This window comes from Chryseobacterium sp. RLHN22 (assembly GCF_051011795.1).
GTDB classification, from domain to species: domain Bacteria; phylum Bacteroidota; class Bacteroidia; order Flavobacteriales; family Weeksellaceae; genus Chryseobacterium; species Chryseobacterium zhengzhouense.
The window spans coordinates 205,870-228,011 of sequence record NZ_JBPCHW010000001.1 but is presented as its reverse complement, the minus strand read 5'-3'; the positions used below and the strand labels follow the sequence as shown (position 1 = coordinate 228,011).

Annotated in this window: 16 protein-coding genes; 6 read left to right on the top strand and 10 right to left on the bottom strand. The window is 35.3% G+C overall.

Annotated elements, in window-relative coordinates:
• Window positions 1–49 precede the first annotated feature (49 nt).
• The 6 genes from ACR1PN_RS01015 to ACR1PN_RS00990 all read right to left on the bottom strand — a co-directional run bounded on the left by ACR1PN_RS01015 (window position 50) and on the right by ACR1PN_RS00990 (window position 13,088).
• Window positions 50–2,821, bottom strand: a complete 2,772-nt coding sequence (locus ACR1PN_RS01015; protein WP_433978496.1) for a glycosyl hydrolase — start codon at window positions 2,819–2,821, stop codon at window positions 50–52.
• A 117-nt stretch (window positions 2,822–2,938) separates the two neighbouring features.
• Entirely contained in the window at window positions 2,939–4,261 is a 1,323-nt protein-coding gene (locus ACR1PN_RS01010; RefSeq protein WP_433978495.1) for a rhamnogalacturonan acetylesterase, read from the bottom strand.
• Window positions 4,262–4,263: 2 nt separating this feature from the next.
• Complete coding sequence (locus tag ACR1PN_RS01005; protein ID WP_433978494.1) at window positions 4,264–7,119, bottom strand: glycoside hydrolase family 2 TIM barrel-domain containing protein; 2,856 nt, start codon at window positions 7,117–7,119, stop codon at window positions 4,264–4,266.
• Window positions 7,119–8,495, bottom strand: a complete 1,377-nt coding sequence (locus ACR1PN_RS01000) for a rhamnogalacturonidase (RefSeq protein ID WP_433978493.1) — start codon at window positions 8,493–8,495, stop codon at window positions 7,119–7,121. Before ACR1PN_RS01000 ends, ACR1PN_RS01005 begins: the two co-directional genes overlap by 1 nt.
• A gap of 171 nt (window positions 8,496–8,666) precedes the next feature.
• Entirely contained in the window at window positions 8,667–11,666 is a 3,000-nt protein-coding gene (locus ACR1PN_RS00995; RefSeq protein WP_433978492.1) for a LamG-like jellyroll fold domain-containing protein, read from the bottom strand.
• 810 nt (window positions 11,667–12,476) lie between these two features.
• The gene (locus tag ACR1PN_RS00990) at window positions 12,477–13,088 is read right to left on the bottom strand and encodes a DUF4142 domain-containing protein (protein WP_433978491.1); all 612 of its coding nucleotides are present in this window, start codon (window positions 13,086–13,088) and stop codon (window positions 12,477–12,479) included.
• Between the two features lie 230 nt (window positions 13,089–13,318).
• On the opposite strand from ACR1PN_RS00990, the gene ACR1PN_RS00985 reads away from it, so the two are divergent.
• The 5 genes from ACR1PN_RS00985 to ACR1PN_RS00965 all read left to right on the top strand — a co-directional run bounded on the left by ACR1PN_RS00985 (window position 13,319) and on the right by ACR1PN_RS00965 (window position 16,672).
• Window positions 13,319–13,519: a hypothetical protein gene (locus ACR1PN_RS00985; RefSeq protein WP_433978490.1), complete on the top strand. Its 201-nt coding sequence runs from the start codon at window positions 13,319–13,321 to the stop codon at window positions 13,517–13,519.
• A 6-nt stretch (window positions 13,520–13,525) separates the two neighbouring features.
• Complete coding sequence (locus tag ACR1PN_RS00980) at window positions 13,526–14,368, top strand: hypothetical protein (protein ID WP_433978489.1); 843 nt, start codon at window positions 13,526–13,528, stop codon at window positions 14,366–14,368.
• Window positions 14,369–14,389: 21 nt separating this feature from the next.
• Window positions 14,390–15,238: a cyanophycinase gene (locus ACR1PN_RS00975; RefSeq protein WP_433978488.1), complete on the top strand. Its 849-nt coding sequence runs from the start codon at window positions 14,390–14,392 to the stop codon at window positions 15,236–15,238.
• A gap of 310 nt (window positions 15,239–15,548) precedes the next feature.
• The gene (locus ACR1PN_RS00970; protein WP_433978487.1) at window positions 15,549–16,319 is read left to right on the top strand and encodes a succinate dehydrogenase/fumarate reductase iron-sulfur subunit; all 771 of its coding nucleotides are present in this window, start codon (window positions 15,549–15,551) and stop codon (window positions 16,317–16,319) included.
• Complete coding sequence (locus ACR1PN_RS00965) at window positions 16,298–16,672, top strand: hypothetical protein (RefSeq protein WP_433978486.1); 375 nt, start codon at window positions 16,298–16,300, stop codon at window positions 16,670–16,672. Before ACR1PN_RS00970 ends, ACR1PN_RS00965 begins: the two co-directional genes overlap by 22 nt.
• A gap of 3 nt (window positions 16,673–16,675) precedes the next feature.
• Here the strand turns inward: ACR1PN_RS00965 and ACR1PN_RS00960 are convergent, their stop codons facing one another.
• Window positions 16,676–17,272 carry a Crp/Fnr family transcriptional regulator gene (locus ACR1PN_RS00960; RefSeq protein ID WP_378173204.1) on the bottom strand — a complete coding sequence of 199 codons (597 nt, stop codon included), beginning with the start codon at window positions 17,270–17,272 and terminating at the stop codon, window positions 16,676–16,678.
• A gap of 199 nt (window positions 17,273–17,471) precedes the next feature.
• Window positions 17,472–17,927, bottom strand: coding sequence for a hypothetical protein (locus ACR1PN_RS00955; RefSeq protein ID WP_433978485.1), 456 nt, complete (start codon window positions 17,925–17,927; stop codon window positions 17,472–17,474).
• Window positions 17,928–18,213: 286 nt separating this feature from the next.
• On the opposite strand from ACR1PN_RS00955, the gene xth reads away from it, so the two are divergent.
• Window positions 18,214–18,984 carry an exodeoxyribonuclease III gene (gene xth, locus ACR1PN_RS00950; RefSeq protein ID WP_378173211.1) on the top strand — a complete coding sequence of 257 codons (771 nt, stop codon included), beginning with the start codon at window positions 18,214–18,216 and terminating at the stop codon, window positions 18,982–18,984.
• A 69-nt stretch (window positions 18,985–19,053) separates the two neighbouring features.
• On the opposite strand, the gene ACR1PN_RS00945 is transcribed toward xth, so the two are convergent.
• Window positions 19,054–20,205, bottom strand: coding sequence for a serine hydrolase domain-containing protein (locus ACR1PN_RS00945; protein WP_433978484.1), 1,152 nt, complete (start codon window positions 20,203–20,205; stop codon window positions 19,054–19,056).
• A gap of 125 nt (window positions 20,206–20,330) precedes the next feature.
• The gene (locus ACR1PN_RS00940; protein WP_433978483.1) at window positions 20,331–22,025 is read right to left on the bottom strand and encodes a helix-turn-helix domain-containing protein; all 1,695 of its coding nucleotides are present in this window, start codon (window positions 22,023–22,025) and stop codon (window positions 20,331–20,333) included.
• Window positions 22,026–22,142: the final 117 nt, after the last annotated feature.

The following is a 22,142-nucleotide window of genomic DNA, read 5'->3' as shown; positions in this document are numbered from 1 at the left end:
ATAAAATTATTTTGTCACTTTTTCAACAAATAATGTTTCATTTTTTAATTTATTTTGAATAATGAATTGGAATTAATTGAATTTCGCCATCTAAACCTGAAGGTTGTACTTTCCAGTTGGAAGCATCGAACGGTTTGTAGTCGATGTTGACAAAATTAATTTCGTGGTAATTCCGCCATTGGATTTTATTCTGGTCCATATAACGGATTCGGTTGGCCATCAGGTTGGAAACCTCAATCTGAATGGTATTTTTTCCTTTTTTCAAATATTTTCCGACGTTGATTTCAAACGGAAGGCTCCAAACAATTCCTGCCTCCTGTCCGTTGATGATGATTTTTGCACTTTCATATAATTTATCGAATTTCAGTACAAAATCGTCGGCTTTTTTATTTAATTTAAATGAAGTGGTGTAAACTCCGGTTCCTGAAAAACTCTGCGTTGAAGAATCTTCAGTAAAGTTAGTCCAAGGTCGAAGTTGGTCTAATTTTTTTGATTTCGGAAGTTCGGGACCGCCATCTTTGAAAGTAAGTTGCCAAGGCTGATTTAAAACAATCGGAGTATCTGTTTTTTCAATATATTTCCATTTTGAAATTGAATTATCTGGAGTTTCTGAAACTTTTAAAATTAATGATTCTCCTGATTTCAGTTGAACTTTAACTGAATTATTCTGAATTTCAGCAACACCAAAATCTCCGTTTTCAGGAATCATTAAAGCAACCTGTTTTCCGATAAAATTCAATGGAATATTTTGATTGATTTCTTTTGACGTGTGATTGACTATGTAATAATATTTTCCACCGTCGAACTTTCTTCTGACGAATTTCAATCCTGTATCCGTCAGTTTTTCTCTTTCAATTTTTAAATATTCCAACGCTTTTTCAACATCAGAACTCAATACAATTTTTCCTTTTCCGAATGTGGCTGATTGTAAATTCCCGTCTTTCTGAAAAGGAATTTTTGCCCATAAAGATTGTAATTCGTTTCTTCTTTTTTCAAATTCAAAAAATCCCGGAACATTTTTCGGCTCGCTTTGAAAAATCACAGAAGCACCATTTTGAGCCAAGTTTAAAATGTTTTTTAATGTAGATTCTGAGAAATAATTCAGTTGAGGAATAATCAAAACTTTATAAGAACCGCCATTTTTAGAAACCTGAATATTCTGATTTTCAAACTTCGCTTCACCAATCATTTTATCCGAAATCATATCCAGAGAATACCCGGATTTTCCTAATTTCTCTAGGTTTTCATAAAATACAGTTGGATGCAGCCATTTTTCAATATTATGAATTTTGAAAGCCATATCCTTTCCTTTCGGATTTGCCCATTGGTCATAAATTGGCCAGTACATCAGGATTTCATTATCCGATTTTCCACTTTGTAAAACTGATTGTGTTCTTTCGACGTAAGAATTTAAACCTTTAATATTCGGCCACAAAGAATTCTCCGGAACGAAATTCGTCGAAGCATAAAACAACCAGCCCGGAAACTGAACATCAGCCGGCGTATACGTCGTTCCGTGATAAAAAATGTGATTAATTCCTGATAAAAAAATCTGCTCAGCTTCCGGTTTTACCTGCGACCAAGACGTTTTGAAATGTTCTGTCAGCCAGGTAAAAGATTCATTGGAAATTAAAGGTTTTCCTGTGATGTTTGCCGCCGAAGAAGCAAATTTCAACATATTGATGTCGGGAATTTCCTTTGTATTGATGTCTTCCAGATTTCTTCTCAGACCCTGAATATCAAATTTTGTACTTCCGAAAGTTTCAGATTCAGGAATATCGACTGCAGCGTATAAATCAAGCAAATTCCCCGGCGAACCGTGCGCCTGATTCGTATTTTTTGAGCTTTTGGAATGCGCCCAATTCGTGAAATTTTCTGTAAAATTCTGCAAAATCAGTTCGCTCATCGTTTCACGGTAATCGGATTTTATTCTTCCTGCCATCTCACTTTCATTATCCTCTACCAAATATTTAATGTAAGGAGCCAAATCGTAGCCTCTTCTTTTTTTGAATTCTTCTTTAAAATCAGAAGTCCAGTCTGCGCCATAAACCTCATAACTGTCATTGAAAAATGAACGGATTCCGTAATTTGAATTTCCAAAAGCTTTATCAAAAGTTTTCAGATAATCCTTCGTCGCGTCGGGAGAAAAATGGTCTAACGTATAGCCGTCACCACCCGGAGCGGCACGTTTTACTTTCTGTAAAGTTTTGCCCACAAAAACTGCGTAGACTATCCATTTTCCAGAGGTTGGTTTCCAGTTTAAAGTTCCGTCCTGAGTCACTTTATCTGTTAAAACTACAGCTTCATTTTTTTCATTGTAAGCGGTAACGATGTCTAGTTTTGTGGCCTTTAAATTCTTCTGTTTCTCGTCTTTTAAAACAATTTTCTCAGAAAATTTTTCATTGGGCTGAATGCTGTAAGTCTGAACAATCATTTTGGTTGCAGCATCCTGTTCATCAACTTGTGGTCCGCCGATTGGCCAGCCTGTTCCAACTGCCATATCAACACCCATTTTCAGACTTTTCGCTTTGTTGGTAGTGAACTGCAGCATTTTCATCCATTCCGGAGAAAGGTAATTGATGTATTTATTCTCAAATCCTTTTGCGCCATAAATCGGGACAATTTCTACTCCACCGAAACCTGCCTTGGAAAGGGTTGTCAATTGTTTGTCCAGACCTTTTTCGTCAACGGCACTTCCCATCCACCACCAACGCGTCCACGGTTGAGCGGTGTTGGTCGCCTTCGGCCACGGATTTTGTGCGGAGAGATTTCCGAAGGCAAAACAGATGACACTGAGTTTTATGATGTTTCTAATATTCATTATTAATTTTTTTTAAGTTTTGTCATTTCGAGGAACGAGAAATCTATTTAAATTGAGATTCTTCACTCCACTTCGTTTCGTTCTGAATGACAAACTGTATATCTTTATTCACAGCAATTAATTTCCATCAGGCTTTAAAGATTCCATAAAGACAGATTCCGGCCAATGGAATTTTTCAACATCATCGGGTTTATTGGGGTTAAAATTTTTATAATTCTTTGAAATGTATTTTTTTAAAGGTAAATTTTGGTCAACGATGGATTTTACGACACATTCCGCCAATTCATAAGCACCATATGGATTGAAATGAGTATCGTCTGCCAAGGCATTTGGTTGGTTTGGGTAAGCGTTTGCGGGATAATAGACAAATGCTTTCTTCGCTACCTCCGGTCCCATCGCTTCGAACAAAGTTTTGCTTAAGGCATTCAAATCAATCAAATCCACTTTTTCTTTTTTTGCAATTTCTCTCATTGCGTCAGGAAAATCGTCTAAAGTGTTGACGATTTTATTGTTTTCATCAAAAACTCTGCGGTTCATCGAGGTAACCAAAACGGGAATTGTTCCTAATTGTTTTGCTTTTAAAATCCACTCTTTTAATCTTTTTCTGTAACCCGATTTCATACTATTTCCAGATTTTTGGTCGTTGTGTCCAAACTGGATGAACAGATAATCTCCAGGCTTTATTTTGTTCCAGATTTTATCGACTCGGTGACGGTCTTCGAAGGCTTTTAAAGTTTCTCCACTTTCGGCATAATTGGCGATAACCACTTCATTCGGAACGAAAAAATACGGCAACATTTGACCCCACGACGCCCAAGGTTCATACTGCGCGTCTACAACCGTTGAATCTCCAGTGATGAAAATTGTTTTTGCGTTTTTGTTGGGTTGAATGATGACTGAACACACTTTCGGCGCTTTATCATTAAATTCAATTGTCAACAAATTGTCCCAATGTAAATATTTTGTTTCCCTTGGTTTTAATTTTACAATTCCGATTTTTTCACCGTTTTGATTTCTAATGATGCTATCTTTAACGTGAACGGTGATTGTTTTTTCAACAATTTCGCCCTGTTTTGTTTTAATATCATTCAACATCAATCGACGGTTTTCTACACGGACTGTTGTTTCCGAACTTCCTTGAGTACCACCTAAATTCAGTCGCATATCATAATTCCCTTCAGGAATTGCCACCGAAAAATAGAAAGGTCTGTCACTTGTGATGAAATCTCCCGTCAAAGCATTTCCGCCATTATCGACAGATTTTAAGCCGGAAATATCCATAAATCCGTAACCTACCTTTCTATCAAATTTTGAAGTCGGATGAATCGGAATAAAACCTTTTTCTACCCTGTCTCCGCCAAAATCAAACTTGAAACTGGTTTGCTGTCCAAAATAAAATGAACAGATAAGCATTACTAAAAATGATAATTCTTTTTTCATTATTAATCCGTCAAAATATTTTCTTTTGGCATTGTAAACTGTTTATTTTCATCGCCTAAATCTGGCAAACCAAAATAGAAATATAAGGTTCTTTTAAAGGTTCCGTTCAAATGATTCGGTTCGCTTTCCGGTCCTAACGATTCGGTTTTATCGTTAATGTTAAACGCCAAAACAGTTCCCAACGGTGGAATCGCATCGAGGAAAGAAATATTTCCGCTTGGCAATTTCGGATAACCTTCTGCTCCATAAATTCCGTAAAAATCGAAAAGTCTGACAAACATTTTTTCTTCTTTGGTCCCGACCGTAATTTTTCCTTCTGCGGTATCCAATTGCAACCACGAGACATCATCAAAATAACCTTTAAATTGAGGATAAATCCAAGGAGACTGTCCGGTTCTTGTTGAGTTTTTTAAATTTTGCCAAACATTGTAAGTCTGCCCCTGAGTTCTGTTTTTCCAAACGTGATAAGGACCTTTTCCAAGCCATTTTGCATTGATGACGTAATTTTCGGGATAATCGAAACTTACGCCTGAAAATTGATAATCTCCCGCTAAAGAATATTCATAATTTAACTCTAAAATCCCATTCGGATTGAGTTTCCAAATGATTTTATTTCCGTTTTTGTAACGAACTTCAACTTCTAAAATTCCTTCTTCTGTAAAAGATTTTATGGATGATAATTCCATTGTTCCGTTCACGAAAACAGGGCCGTTTTTGAAGGTCATTTTTTTGCCTTTTTTATCGACAATGACTGATTTTAATAAACCATCTTTTTTCCCAATGGCAAATTCTTTTTCGTCTGATTTTAAAATAAATTCAGCATCATTTTCAGTCACAGAAACCGGAAATTCTTTAATTAAAGATTTAGAAAACTGTTTTGAAATTTCCTCATGCGAATTCAATTTCCAAGTCCAGGTGTAGATTTCTTTTCCGAAAGCGTCCATTGCAGTCAATAATAAACCTTCACTTGTTTTCCAATCTGAAGGAAGATTTAAATTGATAGTTCCTTTTTCAGTCGGTTGAATACTTGGAGATTCTGCTTTTCCTGTTTTAATAATATCAAAACCTGATTCAGAAGAAAAAGGTGTCTTAAATTTCACCAGTTTCCATTCAAACTGACAATCTTTTAAATTCGTAAAATGATAGCGGTTTTCTACGGGAATATTTCCGTTAAAATCATTGGGCAACGATTTCAAATCAATTTTTACCGGACTGTAAATTTCACGGATGGCGTAAAAACTACCTTCCTTTTCACGATGTGGCCCTAAAACTCCATCGGGCGCATTAATCGCATTGACATCAATCTGATTATTAAAATCCGTTCGTACCAAACCTTCATCCACAAAAGCCCATAAAAAACCGCCCGCCCCTTTTTTGGAATTCCAGTGCAGTTCCCAATAATCGGCGAGAGAAGTTCCGCCACCGCCGTCGTCTTGTGCGTGTAAAAACTCGGTCGGCATATAGATATTTTCGCCTTCGAGGATATTTTTTGTGCTGTAATAATCTTCGTAATGATTGCAGTCGATGTCGTTGAAAGCATTTCCAGGCTTGTGATGTGCGTGAATAACGGGACGGTTTGACAAGTCGTATTTTGCAAATTCTGCATCCAGATCAAAATTATGTCCGCCTTCGTTTCCATTGCTCCAAAAAATGATTGAAGGATGATTTGCATCTCTTGTTACCATTTCTTTTACGAGCTTTTTCCCGACTTCTGTGCTGTATTTTTTTTGCCAACCCGCCAATTCATCCAAAACGTATAAACCGAGCGAATCGCAAATTTTTAAAAACGATTTATTCGGCGGATAATGAGAACAACGGACGGCATTCATATTCATTTCTTTAATGAGCTGAACATCCATTAAATCGATACTTTCCGTAACAGCTCTACCTGTTTCCGGCCACCAAACGTGGCGGTTGATGCCTTTCATTTTCACCTTTGTTCCATTGATGAAAATTCCGTCGCCTTTTCGGATTTCTATGGTTCTGAAACCGAACTTTTCTTCGGTTTGGCTGATTGTTTTTTTGTTTTTATTTAAGGTGAATTTTGCTTTGTATAAATTCGGAGTTTCTGCCGTCCAAAGTTTTGGATTTTTAATAGAAAACTGAATCTGTTTTAAAGTATCTCCTTTTTGAATCTGAACCTGAGATTCGCCAACCAGATTATTTTTAACATCAAAAATTTCAACTTTCAAATTATTTGTGGAATTAATTCCTTTCAAGCTAATATTCGAACGGAAAGTTCCGTCTGCTTTAGCATCAATTACCGTTGATAAAATATGTTCTTTCGGATTGGCTTCCAAATAAACCGGGCGGAAAATCCCGCCTAAAATCCAATAATCAGCTAATCGTTCTGCGTTATTGACCGATTTATCAGCTGACATTTTGGAAACTTTAACTTCTAAAACATTTTCTTTTCCAAATTGAATTTTATCGGAAATATCATATTTAAATTCATAAAAAGCGCCCTGATGAATGGCTCCCGCCGATTTTCCGTTGATTTTCACTTCGGTGTCGGTCATTGAACCTTCAAAAACGATGTTGACGGTTTTTCCTTTCCACGAATTCTGAACGGTGAATTTGTGTTTGTATAAACCCGTTTCGTCGTGGAACTTGAAGTTTTTACCATACGTCACATAATCCCGACCGTAATTGTACGAGCCAAAACCTTGTTGCTCCCAATGAGAAGGCACATTGATTTTGCTCCAGCTTCCTGATTTTCTACCGGAGTTTATCCAAAAATCCCATTCTTTGGTGTGTTCAGCGTCTTTCCCAGTTAAGAATTGGATTTCTTTGGACTGAGAAAACAAAAACTGTGAACAAACACATAACAGAGCTAATATTTTGAAAGAAAAACTCATTATTTTGCAGCGATGTCGGAGTCGTCTTTTTTATCATAGGATTGCGTAAGAGAAGCTACTTTCGTCACATTAACCTTAGTTTGCTTTAAATTTTGAATGTTATTCAAGTTTTCCATTTCAGGTTTTAAAGCCTTGATTTTTAAGTCCTCAAAAGTGAAATCTTTCAAATCAAACAAATCCGATTTCTCAATAGAAAACGCTGTTTCGCAACTTAAATCTATATTTTTGATGGTAATATTATTGGCCAATCCTTTTCTCGGTCTTGCTTCTCCTTTTAAATCAAAAAACTGATTCCAGCCTTTAGCGTAAATGAAAGTTTTTACGTTTCCTTTAATGTTATCTAAAGTGATGTATTCGTAATGTTGAGGCGTATCGGGACGCATTTTCAGGTGCAACAGTCTTGAAGCATCTTTTACGGTAGAGTTTCTGAAAATAATGTTGTAGTTGTGAATCGATTCGCTTCCGCAAGTGAGCGCAGAATGGCAGAATCCGAAGGTATTGTCCTCGATGATAATGTTTCTGTTTTCTCCGTTATTCGGGTCTGTATCCGCTTTTGGACCTTTTCCTCCTTTTAAAGCAATGGCATCGTCATTTACCGACATATAACAGTTTTTCACCAGGAAATTTGAACACGCATCGATGTCGATTGCGTCTGTACTTGGTGCTTTTACAGGTTCTTTCGGCGCTAAAATTGTTAAGTTTAATAATTTTACGAATTGGGATTTGTAGTAATGTGTACTCCAGAACGGCGAATTTTTCACTGTAATTCCTTCAATCTGAATATTTTTTGAATTGGAAACATAGATAATTCTAGGTCTCATTTCATCCATATTGGTACATTTAGGATTCCATTCGCGTCTTTTCCAGAATGATTTCCAATATCTTAATCCGTTTCCGTCCAAAGTTCCTTTTCCTGAAATCGTGAAACCGTCTAATCCGTCTGCGTTAATTAAAGCCGGAAAATATTTCACGGTCTGACCTTCCATTCTCGTTGTTACTACCGGAAAATCGTTAATATCATCGCTTCCTTTTAATTTTGCTCCGTTTTCTAAATATAAGTGTGTTCCCTGTTTAAAGAAAAGAGAACTGATGAGGAAGGTTCCTTTTGGTACGACAATGACACCTCCGTTTTTTGAAGCTTCATCGATAATGTTTTGAACTTGCTTTGTCTGAAGAATTGTACTGTCGTTCTTCACCCCAAAATCTGTGATGATGTATTTCTTGCCCAATTTATTGATGTCAGTTGGTTTGTTTTCTTTGAACCATTTCGGAATGGCGGTTCCGTCTGGGAATTTATCTTGACTTTTAAATTCCGCCGAAGAGAAAAAAAGAAGTGAAAAAGTTAAGAAAAGCTTTGATATATTTTGAAATTTCATAATCGATTTTGTATAGCTAATAAACGAAAATAAAAGTATAATTTTTGAGGAGTTGGAGCATCCTGCTCTTTCATGTTGGAAATTTTAAGCTAAAAACAATTTAAAATATAAATCCTTTCAAAGAGCTTTGAAAGGATTTATTAATATAATATGAATGAAATTTACGTTGAATTATTCAAAAATTACTTTAAAATTGCTGTTAAGATCTTCCCCGGAAACATTCAGAATATAGTTTCCTGATATTTTTCTGTTGCCAATATTTAATTTGAAGATACCATTTCCAGCTGCATTAATTTTTTCTTTTATGATAATTTTACCGCTCATATCAAATATTGTTGCCGTAAGATTTGATCTTTTGTAAGCCGGAAGTTTAATATAAAGCTGGTCTTTAACAGGATTCGGATATACTGTTCCTGCATTTCTACTGATGCTGAATTCTGCATTTCCTAAGACTGCCTGATTGTATAAAGCACTGATTTCTGTAGATGTTAATGCATAATTATACATTGTAAGTTCATCAAAAGCACCTTTGTATGGAGCGGGAGCATTTGCTGTGGAAAGGAATTCCAACTCACCAATATTTCCAAGCACCAGATCAGTTGCCTCACCAATACCTGTAACCGCAGTCTCATCGCCTTCACTGCTTAAAACGCCGTTTGTGTAAATTCTCATTTTATGCGCTGCGATATCTCTCTGGATGACTACATGAACCCAATTTCCTGTAAAATAATTGGCTATCGGTGATGTGATTTCTTTTTTAGTAACGTCATCATCAATAGCATATCTTAGCTGACCGCCTTTAATTTCTACATTAAAACGTTTCCCTGTTGCACCTGTCGTTGTATTTTTAGTAAAAGATCCTTTACACAACACATAAAGACTCGTGGAAGACGACGACGGAATCATGCTTGTTGGCGCTTTCATCCAGAAAGAAACCGTAAAAGAATTATTGTTGAATAATATCTGATCCTGATGCGGAATACTTGCTATATACATATTATTTGATGCTGTTGCAAAATCCAGAGCATTATTTTCTTTACCCGGTACTCTTACATTACTGTTGTCAAAGGCAGTATCTAAAACGCCATGGTTAGCAAATGAGCTTATATCTGTAATCTGAGTTCCTGCAGAAGGTGCTTCAGAGAATGGCCAATTTCCAACAATACCTGGAGTGAGTGCTCGAAAAGTCCAGACATCTCCAGTGGTAGTACCAAGACTATTAACCGCATCAATTCTCCAATAATAATTTGTGGCCGTATTTAAATTGGTAAGTGAATATGATGGTGTTGTGCTATATGGTACTGTTCCCAAATTTGTTAAATTCTGAGGATCTGTTCCGAAATATACAGAATAGGTTGACGTGTTTGTGCTTCCTGTCCATTTTAACGATAGATTACCATTACTCAATTCTACCTGATTATTGTCGTTAGTAGGATTAGGATTAGCTGCCTTCATCGGAGCAGAAGGAATTGGTGGTGTGGTAACAGAAGCATTAGATGTATAAACAGAAGATTCTATAGCATTGATGGCTTTTACCCTGTAATAATATTGAGTATTAGGAGTCAATCCTGTATCATTATAACTGATTGCATTGTCAGGAAGTGTTGCAATTACCGTAAAGTTTGTCCCGTCATTTGAACGCTCAACTATATAATTGGTTTCGTTATTGGCATTATCTGACCAATTCACCGTTAATGAGCTCGAAGGCGGAACCTGAGTAGAAACCGCATTGGTAAAATTCAAATTGGTTGGCGGGATAATAAAAGCCGGAGGTGTACTGCTTGGTAAACTGTTGATGTAAACCTCAATATTCAGATACGGAGCATGATTTGCACTTACCGCCAAAGCATCAAAAACATTTGGATTCAAACCATTTGCAGTTTCCCATGCATCCGGCATCCCATCATTATCTGAATCCAGCGGAGCGGGAGCACCATAAATATGTCCTGCACCTCCATTGGTAAAACCAAATTGAGTAGTCAAGTCACTTTGTACATATACATAAGTTGCTGTAGTTCCTTTCGACATTAGATCTGAAACCATTAACTGGTCTACCTGATCTCTTTTTGGAAATGAAGCGCCTACCTTTGCCACAATATTATCGAATGCAGCCTGTGCAGTTAGCGTGGGATTTTTCATCGGATAATCATAAGCAGCTGATTGTATTGCTGCTATATCTCCCACGGGATAACCCGTTAAGTTTTGCGGAACCAAAGTCCCATCTAATATTCCGTTTTTATTATTATCAAAATAATTTCCTTCTCCGTATAAATTAAAGTTGGCATTTCCTACACTGAATGGCGTAGAAACAGTATTGCTTGTATTGGGACCACCTATGAAATAATTGTTAATGATATTTGCATACGATGCCCCCGCAGAATCTCCTCCCATAATGTATGCTTCTCCGGATTGGGTATGACCGTAGGTGTTTCCGTAATTTCCCCAGTTGTAAACAACATTGTTTACAAACTCATTAATTCCTTTAATCTTATTGTTACGTGTTTTATTGCATATATATAAATTTCCAATCAAACTGACTTTTCCACCTGCAGGAGGCTGAATTAATCCACCTGCTGAATGGTTATGACGATGTAACCCTTGTCCGATAATAGAATTCTGAATCGTAATATTATCAGGACTTGTACCATTATTATCCCAATTGATGGAAAATACCTCATCTGTACCCCAGCTGAAAGTCATGTGATCGAGAATGATATTCGCTCCGTTTGCAATTCCGGAAGCGTCCTGATTCTGAGAAGTTCCGCCATAACGAAGACGAAGAAATCTTGCAATCGTATTGTTTGCCCCTGTAAACGATACTCTTGGTCCTAAAAACAAGACACCTTCTCCGGGAGCTGTTTGACCTGCAATTGTTGTATTGCTTGCTACAGCTACGACAGATTGTAAGTTGATAATTCCCCCGACTTTAAAGATGACAAATCTTCCCGGCTGACTTACCGCATCACGGAATGAGCCAGGACCACTGTCATTTAAATTGGTTACCAGATAAATTTGCGGATTAGCAGCACCTCTTGCCCCGGTAGTAAATCTTCCGAAACCGGTCGCTTCAGGAAAAGCAAGTGTCTGAGCGCTTAATTCTGCAGTGGAAAACACTAATCCACAAAACAGCAAAGATTTGAGAACTTTACCAGATAGTAGTGATTTTTTCATAATATTAATTTTGTGTTAACTAATCTAACAACAAACGTAAACTACAGCATCCTGTCCCATCCTGTCTACATATTAAAGATCAGACAATTATAAAAAAACACAGATAAACAGATGATTTTAAGTAAACTCAGAAATAAAATTTCAAAATCATATTTTGCTTAAGAAAGATTTTAGAGTATAAAAATGAAAACAAAAAAATCCCTACAACGATTGCAAGAATTCAATAATATAAAATTTGAATAAATGATTTTCATATTCAAGCTAGGAAAATTTATTATTCATCACAAAGAATAATTACGGAAAAATGTAATATTATTTTGTACTAAAATAACTAAGTTTCTTTTATTATCTATAGCTTTTTTCAGACAATATTTTTGTCTACAAAGGCCACTTTTTTGATATATTTTAAAAAGGAAAAATATTTTCGTTGTATATATTTCATGACTCTTATTTATTCTAAGTAGTCATTACAAATAGCATACCACAGTACACATCCCATCTTGTGATTATTATTTAATCAAAAGCAACATTTTGATTTAAAAGCATATAACACATTAAATAATGATGTAAACAATACAAACTTTAGGTTTTATATTCAAAATTATTAACCTTTGATAAAATGAAGCCGTTTGTAAGCAGTAAGCTTGAAAACATGTCTAACCCAACAGTTCATGAATGATATAGTAATTTTAAACGATCAAGATTAAGAATAAAAAAAAGTTATACTGAAAAACGGCTGATGATAAGTCAGTTGTTCAGTATAACTTTATAAATGCTAATAAATTAAGATGGATTTACACAATTAATCTGCTATTTTACAGTAGCTTTTGCTTTTTCCGATTCCATTAAATGATGTTCAAGAGCAGGAATCGTTTTTTCTGCAAAAGATTTCAATGATGCCTCAGAACCATCTGAAGCCTGTTTTTTAAAATCGGCAATCGTTTTTTTGTGATCGGTTACCATAAGATCTGTGTATTTACGATCAAAATCAGCCCCTTTTTTAGCTTTCAGATCATCATATACTTTTTGTTTTTCAGCATCTAAGCTTGTCGGCAGTTGATGACCAACTTTAGCAGCCCAATTTTTCAGCTCATCATTGGCTTTCGTATGGTCTTTTACCATCATCTCTCCCAATGCCTTTACTTTTTCATTTGATGCATTGGTAGCAGCAAGCTGTCCTGCCATTACTTCCATCATCCCACCTTTTGCAGCAACTTCTGCAAATTTTTTGTCCTGATCGCTTAATGTTGATTGTGTTTCTGTACCATTAGAAACGGCCGTAGAATCGTTTGTCATCATGCCTGTATCAGCAGGAGCTGTAACAGTTGAGGTGTCCGCTGATGATTCAGTGTTTGTTGTGTCACTTTTTTTGCAGGCAACAATTGCTGCAAACGCAAGAATGCTTAAGATTGAATTTTTCATAATATTATTTTAATGTTTGGTGATATGCAAATTGCAATATCGTACCTGCAACAATTTATCTGCCAAATGATTACGAACAATGATAAATCGTGTAAGATGTGGTACAATTTGTATAATTACTTTGTTTTATGTATATTTGATATTAATTGGAATATTTTCGTACCACTATGATTCGCATCATAAGTTTTTCAACGTTTCGTGCTTAAGTTTGAAATAACCAAATCAACAACATGAAAAATTTAGCACTATTATTCGGGACGCTATCCATTTTAGCTGCCTGTACAAAATCTGAAACGCAGTATACCGATCAGGAAAACAAAAGACAGACGGTGAATGATCAAAAATCTGACACCATTAAAACCCTGAACGAAATAGCAGATACCCTGCAAATGGGAAGCGACAGCACCGATATAAAAACCGATAATGAATAATCTGCCATGTATCCAAAAGGAAAAATCATTGTCATCGGACACAGCGTCATTACGAAAAATCACAACAAAGAAAAATTTGCTTTTCGAAAAGAAGAAAACAACAAGGTATTCGAATTTTTGCCAAACAAAAAAGAGGACCGCATTGAGATTATCTCTTCTTTTTCAATAAATTCTGACAATTTCAGTGAAATATATTCTGCAGAATTACTTCAAAGGGGCTATTATAATTTTGGAGTAATTTATTCCGAAAAGCTAAGCGATTATGAAAACGATTATTACTTAAGAATATTTAAAGCAAAAACAGTTATTCTGATCGGAAATCAATTTGAAACCACTTCTTTGTTTACATACAATTCCATTTCAGAACTTATTCACAAGAGATTTATAGAAGATGAAAGTTTCACAATGGTAGGAATCAATAATTCAGCAGCTATTCTTACAGATCTTATGATAGGATGTAAAAGTATCGAAAAAGGTCTTGGCTTTATTAAAGGCTGTATCATCAGTACACCTCAGGATCATAGAACGGGATTCAAAACATTGGCAAAAGCGGTGCTTTCCCATCAAAACGACTTAGGTTTATCTGTTTGTGGAGGAATGTCGGTAATTATTGAAAAGGGATTCCAGGCATTGTGTAAAGGCAATGGCTCTGCAATGATTGTGAATGCAAAAGAAGTGAGTGCAAAAAGCATTAAACCATTTAAGAGAGGTGTTTCGGTATATGTAAAAAATCTAAAAGGACACATTCTTGTAGACGGCTGTGCAGTTGACCTTCTTACAGGAGAGCGCATTAAACCACAGATCTTTGATTACAGTTTAAATTTCATGAACACAAATAATATCAATTAAAAACCAAAAACATTTAGAAATATGATTCCAAAAGGAAGATTGATTATCATTGGCGGCAAAGAAGATAAAGACGGCAGCGATCCGGAAATGAAAAGCAAGAACAACAATTTCTCGCCAAAAGAAATTCTCAAATTATTAGTAAAATCAAAAGATGACCGCATCGAAGTTATTACCACAGCAACTTCCGATCCCGAAGACATGAGAGAAACCTATACAAAAACATTTAAAGAAATAGGTTATTCTAATTTTGATTTTCTGGATATCTGTGATGATCAGGTACATGCCGATTACCATTTTAAAAGAATAAAAGAAGCAAAAACAATATTCTTCACAGGCGGAGATCAGGAAAGAATCTGCAAAACTCTGGAGCAGTCTGTCATCACCGACTTATTAAAAGAAAAATATAGAAATGAAGAAGATTTCACGATTGCCGGAACCAGCGCGGGCGCAATGTGCATACCAAAAATTGTGATTGTTGAAGCAATAAACGGTGAAGCAATTTTAGAACACGACATTGAATTTGATACAGGATTAGGTTTTCTGGAAAACTGTATCATAGACACCCATTTTATCCATCGTGCAAGATTCGGAAGGCTTGTACATGCCGTGCTTCTCAATCGTGAATGTTGGGGAATCGGTCTTGGCGAAGATACAGCTCTTGTCATTGAAGACGGATACAATGCTACCTGTAGAGGATCCGGGATGGTATGGCTCGTTGATGCTGAAAATATCGGACAAACCAATGTAGATAGTGTAGAAAAAGGGTTCCCGGTATATGCAGAAAACTTAAAAGTTCATATACTCACCGATCATTGCAAGATTGATCTGAGCAAAGATATTTTTCTTGGAACAGAAACCGGAAAAGATTAATTAAAAGAGACTGATGGTCTCTTTTTTTTTCTAAAAAATTTATAATAAAAAAAAGAACTCTCCTATTACAGAAGAGTTCCAAAGATAAAGCTGTAAATACTAAAAATGCATCATCAAGTCAAAGATAAGAGGATATTTTTATGCATTTTATGACATACCTCATAAAGACTATCAATAAATTTTCACTAGCAAGTCTAATCGTTTATCCCATCAGTTAAAATTAGTAAATCATTTATAACGCCTTATGAGGCCGGTCATAAAACTGATAAAAACTTTAGATTTATATTTAGTATCACCAAATCAAAATACTATGAGCACCAGGAAAAATTTAAACCTTACCTTAAAGATCTGGAGACAAAAAAATTCAAAAACAAAAGGAAAGTTTGAAATTTATAACGTCTCTGATATTTCCACCGATTCATCATTTCTTGAAATGCTCGACATTTTGAATGAACAACTTATTGCACAGGAAAAAGAGCCTTTAGCTTTCGATCACGACTGCCGGGAAGGCATTTGCGGAATGTGTTCACTATACATTAACGGAAGAGCTCATGGTCCCGATACAGGGATTACAACCTGCCAGCTTCACATGAGAATGTTCACAGACGGGCAAACTATTGTAATTGAACCGTGGCGAAGTGTAGCTTTTCCTGTTATTAAAGACCTTATTACAGACCGCAGTTCCTTTGACCGGATTATGGCTGCAGGCGGATTTATTTCCGTAAATACTTCAGGAAATACACTTGATGCCAATGCCATTGCCGTTCCTAAAGAAGATGCCGATAAAGCTATGGATGCCGCTGCCTGTATAAGCTGCGGGGCATGTGTCGCCTGTTGCCCGAATGGAGCTGCCATGCTTTTTGTAGGGGCAAAAGTTTCTCATTTTGCGCTGCTTCCTCAGGGAAAAGTTGAAGCGAAAAGAAGAGTTTTGAATATGGTAAAAGCGATGGATGATGAAGGTTTCGGAAATTGTTCCGTCATCGGAGCCTGCGAAGTGGAATGCCCGAAAAATATATCTCTTGACAATATTGCAAGAATGAATCGGGAATATATGAATGCGTGGATCAGCACAAAAAAATAAGATATGGTATTGGTTACGGGAGCAACAGGAATTTTGGGAAGAGTATTGTTCTTGAGCTTCTGAAAAATGGCAAAACCGTTTTTGCAGCAAAGAGAACTTCAAGTAATCTTAACGAGGTAAGAAAAACTTTAATTCTTACTAAAAAAATTTTACAGATTGGCTGTTTTTTAAACTTATTTTTAGGCAAAATATTTCCGGAACTGAGGATGCTGACTCAAGCCAATATTGATTTCCTTTCATTATATCCTAAACTTTCCAACCTGAAAATTATACTTGAACTGCAATATCATTTTATATCTGTGGAAGAAAGCATCCTCTTCCACGTCAGCAATTATTTGAGGCAAAAAAATTAATTCTTAAACAAAAATCTTTCTGTTAATAATTTTTAATGCACCATCCTTTTCGAGTTTCTTTACCGTTCTGATAACCGTTTCAACCCTTAGTGCTGTGAGAGAGGCTAATTGCTGCCTTGTTAAAGGAATTTCATAAGAGAATTTTTCGGTCTTGTCTGTAAAACTTTTATAATAATTCAAAGCACCCTGTACACGAACATCAGGACGCAGTGAAGAATTATTTTCAAGCATGATATATTTGTAATAAAGCCGTTCTGAAAGAAATTTATTTATATCTCGTGAAACATCGGGATTTTCATCCAAAAGTTTTTCAAAGCTAAGTTTCGGAAGCTTTATAACGGTACATTTTTCAAAAGTGATGGCATTTACGGGATACGTTTTATCAATAAACAAAAGGAGTTCGCAAACGCTTAAGCCTTTATCTAAAATCGCAAAAATCAGCTCTTTACCGTCTTCATTATAATTATTAAGCTTAATTCTTCCGTCAAGAACCTGATAATAAAATTTAGGAATATCGCCTTCACGAAAAATTATATGATGAGGTTCAAAAAATTCAGTTTCTGCTCCATATTTTTCTAATAGTTCCGGTGATATAAGCATAATAATATTTATTTAGATTTTTGTGATTTTTTTGGGAATTACATTGTAAAATGGTATTTCATTCTGTGCAACAATTATTCCATTGAATAAAACTGCAGATCAATCGCAATAAAAGAAATACTGTACCATTAAGAAATTAATAAATCTATAATCAAGGCTTTTAGATACTTACAAAACAGCACAATCATAGGTTTCTCTATTATTTACAAGTTACAAGAATCTGATATGCGCCAGTATGAGTGACCTGTTCGGTAATTGCGACGGTTAGCTTATCTTTTACGAATAAGGAAAAGAAAATATCTGCTGATAATTTTTGCTTGCCTTTATATAAGTAGCCAATTTTTGGCAGATCTTGTCTGATTTTAAGCACACTATCTGATGAAGCGTTTACAATACTTAGAATATTTGAGCAGCTTCCCGCTTTTTTTATCACAGTAATTACGATTAATTCCCCAATTTTGTGACTATCGTTGGTATATACTCTCTGATTATCATCTTCAATATCCTGAACTCTTTTGAATCCATATACCTGAATCATTGCCTTATCTAAATGGTCTAAATCATAGTACGCAATCTCCGAAATATGATTCGCGCTGAGATCCTGTGCCGGTAACAGAGAAAAAAACAAAAGAAAACAGAATATAAAAAATTTCATAACACGCATTTTAAAATCAAAATCAATTATTTATACCTCCAGATTACATTATTGAAGAAACATTTGCACAGCAATAATTGCCTTATGCAGATTATTTAAACCAGATATTAGACTTCAAAATTACGTATTGCATATATCACATATTATAATCAGAATCATAAAGCAAAAAACTTCTACATAATATTTGAAATTTATGGCAATGTATTCCAGTAAACTCTTTGAATCGTTTTGATTAATTCATAATGGAATAGTCTTTGAATTTAATTATGAATTTAATCAGCCATATATGAAAATAGCAACTTACAATGTGAATGGAGTAAACGGAAGACTTCCCGTCCTGCTGAAATGGCTTAAAGAATCTGCGCCAGATATTGTTTGTCTGCAGGAATTGAAATGTCCTCAAAATAAATTTCCGATTACTGAAATCAATAATGCAGGTTATAAAGCTATCTGGAAGGGACAGAAAAGCTGGAACGGTGTTGCTATTCTTTCAAAAAATCATGAAATACAAGAAGTTCAGGACAGTCTTCCCGGCGATGAGCAAGATATGCAAAGCAGATATATTGAAGCAATTGTAGACCAAAAAGTAATTTGCTGTCTCTACCTTCCTAATGGCAATCCTTATCCCGGACCAAAATTCGAATATAAGCTTTCATGGATAAAACGTTTAAAAAAAAGAGCCGGTCAGCTTACAAAAATGGAGCTTCCCGCAATTCTTATCGGTGATTTTAATATTATTCCCACTCCATTTGACGTTTACAAACCTGAAAAATGGGAAAATGATGCTTTATTCAGAAAAGAAGTCAGAAAAGCCTTTCAGGAATTAGAGAAAAAAGGTTGGACAGATGCTTTACGAAAAATTTATCCCGATGAGCAAATTTTCACATTCTGGGATTATCTTTACCATGCATATGACCGTAATGCAGGAATAAGGCTCGATCATATCCTTATCAGTCCCTATTTAAGTTCTGACCTTATACATGCCGGAGTTGACAAATATGTGCGCGGATGGGAAAAGACCAGTGACCATGCACCAACATGGATCGAACTAAAGTAATAATTGTTTATCGAAACATTTCAGATTCATCTTAATTTATCTGGTGATGTATTTGTAAATCTTCATTAATTAATCAGAATGCCCGAGCCATTTCAACGGAACATTGCTTTTGCCGACACAGGTTTCAAGAATTTGTTTACTTACATGCTCAAAATTTTCGCTGTTGCTCATCAATACAACAGCAATTTCTTTATCCGGAAAACCCAGTGCAAAATTTTGATTGGCATCTCCGTGTCCTGTATGAAAAAATCCGGGACCATAAGATGATTGAAACAATCCTACACCAAGACCCCAAGACAGCTTTATTTCGTCATTATCATTGGTAAAAGTATCTTTTAAAGGGCCAAAACCTCTCTTGCTTTTTACTGCAATCTGTGGTGAAAGCATTTGGTTCATCGTATTTTCTTTCAGCCCTTTCCTTTTCATAAGCTGAATAATAAACCGGGAATAATCTATTGCTGTTGTTGTCATAGAGCCTGCCGCACGAGCAGTTTCACGTCTTTCCGACCCGTATTTTTTCCCGTCGCTGAAATAACCATTAGAAAAGTTGTTTTCGAATTTACGCTCCCAAATCATACTTGTAGCAGTCATCTTCAAAGGAACAAACACTTCTTCAACAGCAATTGTCTGTAAAGTTTTTCCGGTATATTCCTCTACAACAAAACCAAGTAAATTAATACCTTCGTTCGAATAATAATATTTTTCACCCGGCTTCGCCAAAAACAACACCTTATTGTCATACAACTGTCTTAAAACCGGTAATCCCGCGCTATGGCTTAGCAGCATTCTGGGTGTAATGAGATTAAATGATTCGATATTCTCATTTAAATCTTTCCATTTAGGATATTCTTTTATCGGTTTTTTCAGATAATAATGTATGGGCTTATCAAGATCGAATATTCCCTTGTCTACCAGCCTCAAAAACATATAAGCACTTATAGGTTTCGTAAGTGATGCGGCATACATAGCTGTATTGTCATCCAGTTTTTGTTGATTTTCGACGTCCTTATATCCAAAAGAACTACTCCAAACTATTTTATTTTTATTGACGATTGCTACCTGTAGCCCCGCAAGATTGGCACTATCTACAATTTGTTGTAATCTTTTTTGCAGTACTTCGCTGCTAACAGACTTACCATCCAAATGTTTGATTTGGGTAACTTTTTGTGGAAAAAACAATGATATCAGCATTGAAAAAACAAATGTAAAAAGTGTTTTCATATTTATTAGTGATCTGGTTATTAATAATTTATTCTTCATTAAGAATCTGAGCTTCAAGATACGACATTGTTTTGACAGCTGAAACAATCTGTTTTGAACGTAGTATATTTCAAGTATAAACTTGCCTACTCAGTAATCTTCTCTACCATAACTTCTTCCCTTACCCTTTTCAAAAATTCTGCAGGCCTGATGCCATTTTGCTCGTAGAAAAAATTTGAAAAACTTTGGCGATTACTAAAGCCGCAAGCGATTGCGATATCTTCGACTGAGTATTTTCTCCAGTCCTTATGTCTGTAAATCTGGTCTGCAGCATATTTAATTCTCAGTTTATTAATATAAGTATTAAAATTACTTTCTTTGAATTCATTCATAAATTGAGATAAATAAGTTGCATTGGTTTCAAACTCTATTGCGAGACGGCCTGCAGTAACTCCTTTTTCAAGAAATCCTTTATTCTTCTCAAATTCAGCAAATTTTTTATTAAGATTTGAAACAACACCTGAATCAAGCTTGGAATTTTTTTCTCTTGCCGATGTGTTGGAAACAGTTTCTTCTACTTTTGAAGAGTTGATTTCATGTATTAAATGATCATACTTTTTTTGAATTTCTATTTTCCTTCTGAACCAATATAAAACCATACAGATAAGAATACCTGATAATAAGACAGAAATGATCAAGAGAATGTTGCTCGTACTGTTTTTTTTCTCAAGCTGGGCTTTAGCAGCCAATAAAGTCTTTGTTTCATAATCTTTGTGAATTTTATTGCTTAAATATTTAAAATCGTAAGACAACACACTATCCACTTTCAAAAGCTGTTTTGTATAATAGAGTTCCTTCTGGGTATTTTTCGACTGCTTATAATGGTTTATCAATTCTTCATAATTATTTCTTACTTCAGGAATGATATAACTGTATTTATTAAAAATAGAATCAACTTTTCTGTAATTTTCAAGTGATTTACCGGTATTTCCCTTTTTAGAATGGCTCTGCCCAAGGTAAAAATACACCACAGATGACCAGGAAAAATCATTTACTTTCTTTAAACCTGAGAGTGATCTTTGAAGGTTGTATAATGAATTATCATATCTTTTAAAATAAAAGTCGTTTACTCCTAAACTTTTATAAAAATAACTTTTCTCCTGAAAGAACTCTGCTTCGTCCGGAATGTTTTTCAAAGCTTTATTGATCAGCAGCTCTGCAGCCTGAAACTGGTGCAGTCCCTGATAACATACAATCAACTGGTGCAGTGAATTGTAATATCCCCGTCTGTTGTTGAATAAAATATTTGGATGGACGTCTTTTTGCAGATTAGATTCAAAAAATTTGATGCATTTTATAAAAATCTCAGATGCTTCTTTATAATATCCCAAATAGCTTTTAACAACACCTATATGATAAAGGTTTTGATATTTGAGAAAATAATCATTTGAATAAAGAAGGTATTTATCTGCTTTCAGATATTCATTAAGTGCAGGCTGAAATTTCCTGTATGTAAAATAATATACCGTACCCTTGCCTAAATAAGCATTTCCGATGAGGTCATTATTACCCGACAGCTTTGCGGCAGCAATCGCACTGTCGGCATATTTCAATTTATTTTGGGAAGAAAATCTGATTGCATCATCATATGCCTGAAATAGTTCTGAATAGTTTTTCTGTTTTTTGGCTGTTATAATATAGAGATTGATATAATTGAATGCCTTATCGTCATTTTCTTCGTACTCCCAATACTTTTTTCTCAATTCAGAATAAAAATCCTGTCCATAAAAAGAAGACATACAAAACATGAAAACTAAGACTGCTACCGATCTGCCCATCATTAAAAACTCTTATCAGCCGGCTAAATTACTCAATTTTTATCGTCATCGAATATAAACTAACTAAATTTTGAAAAAAACACACTTCTAATAAACCATTGATGTACAAACACATAAAGA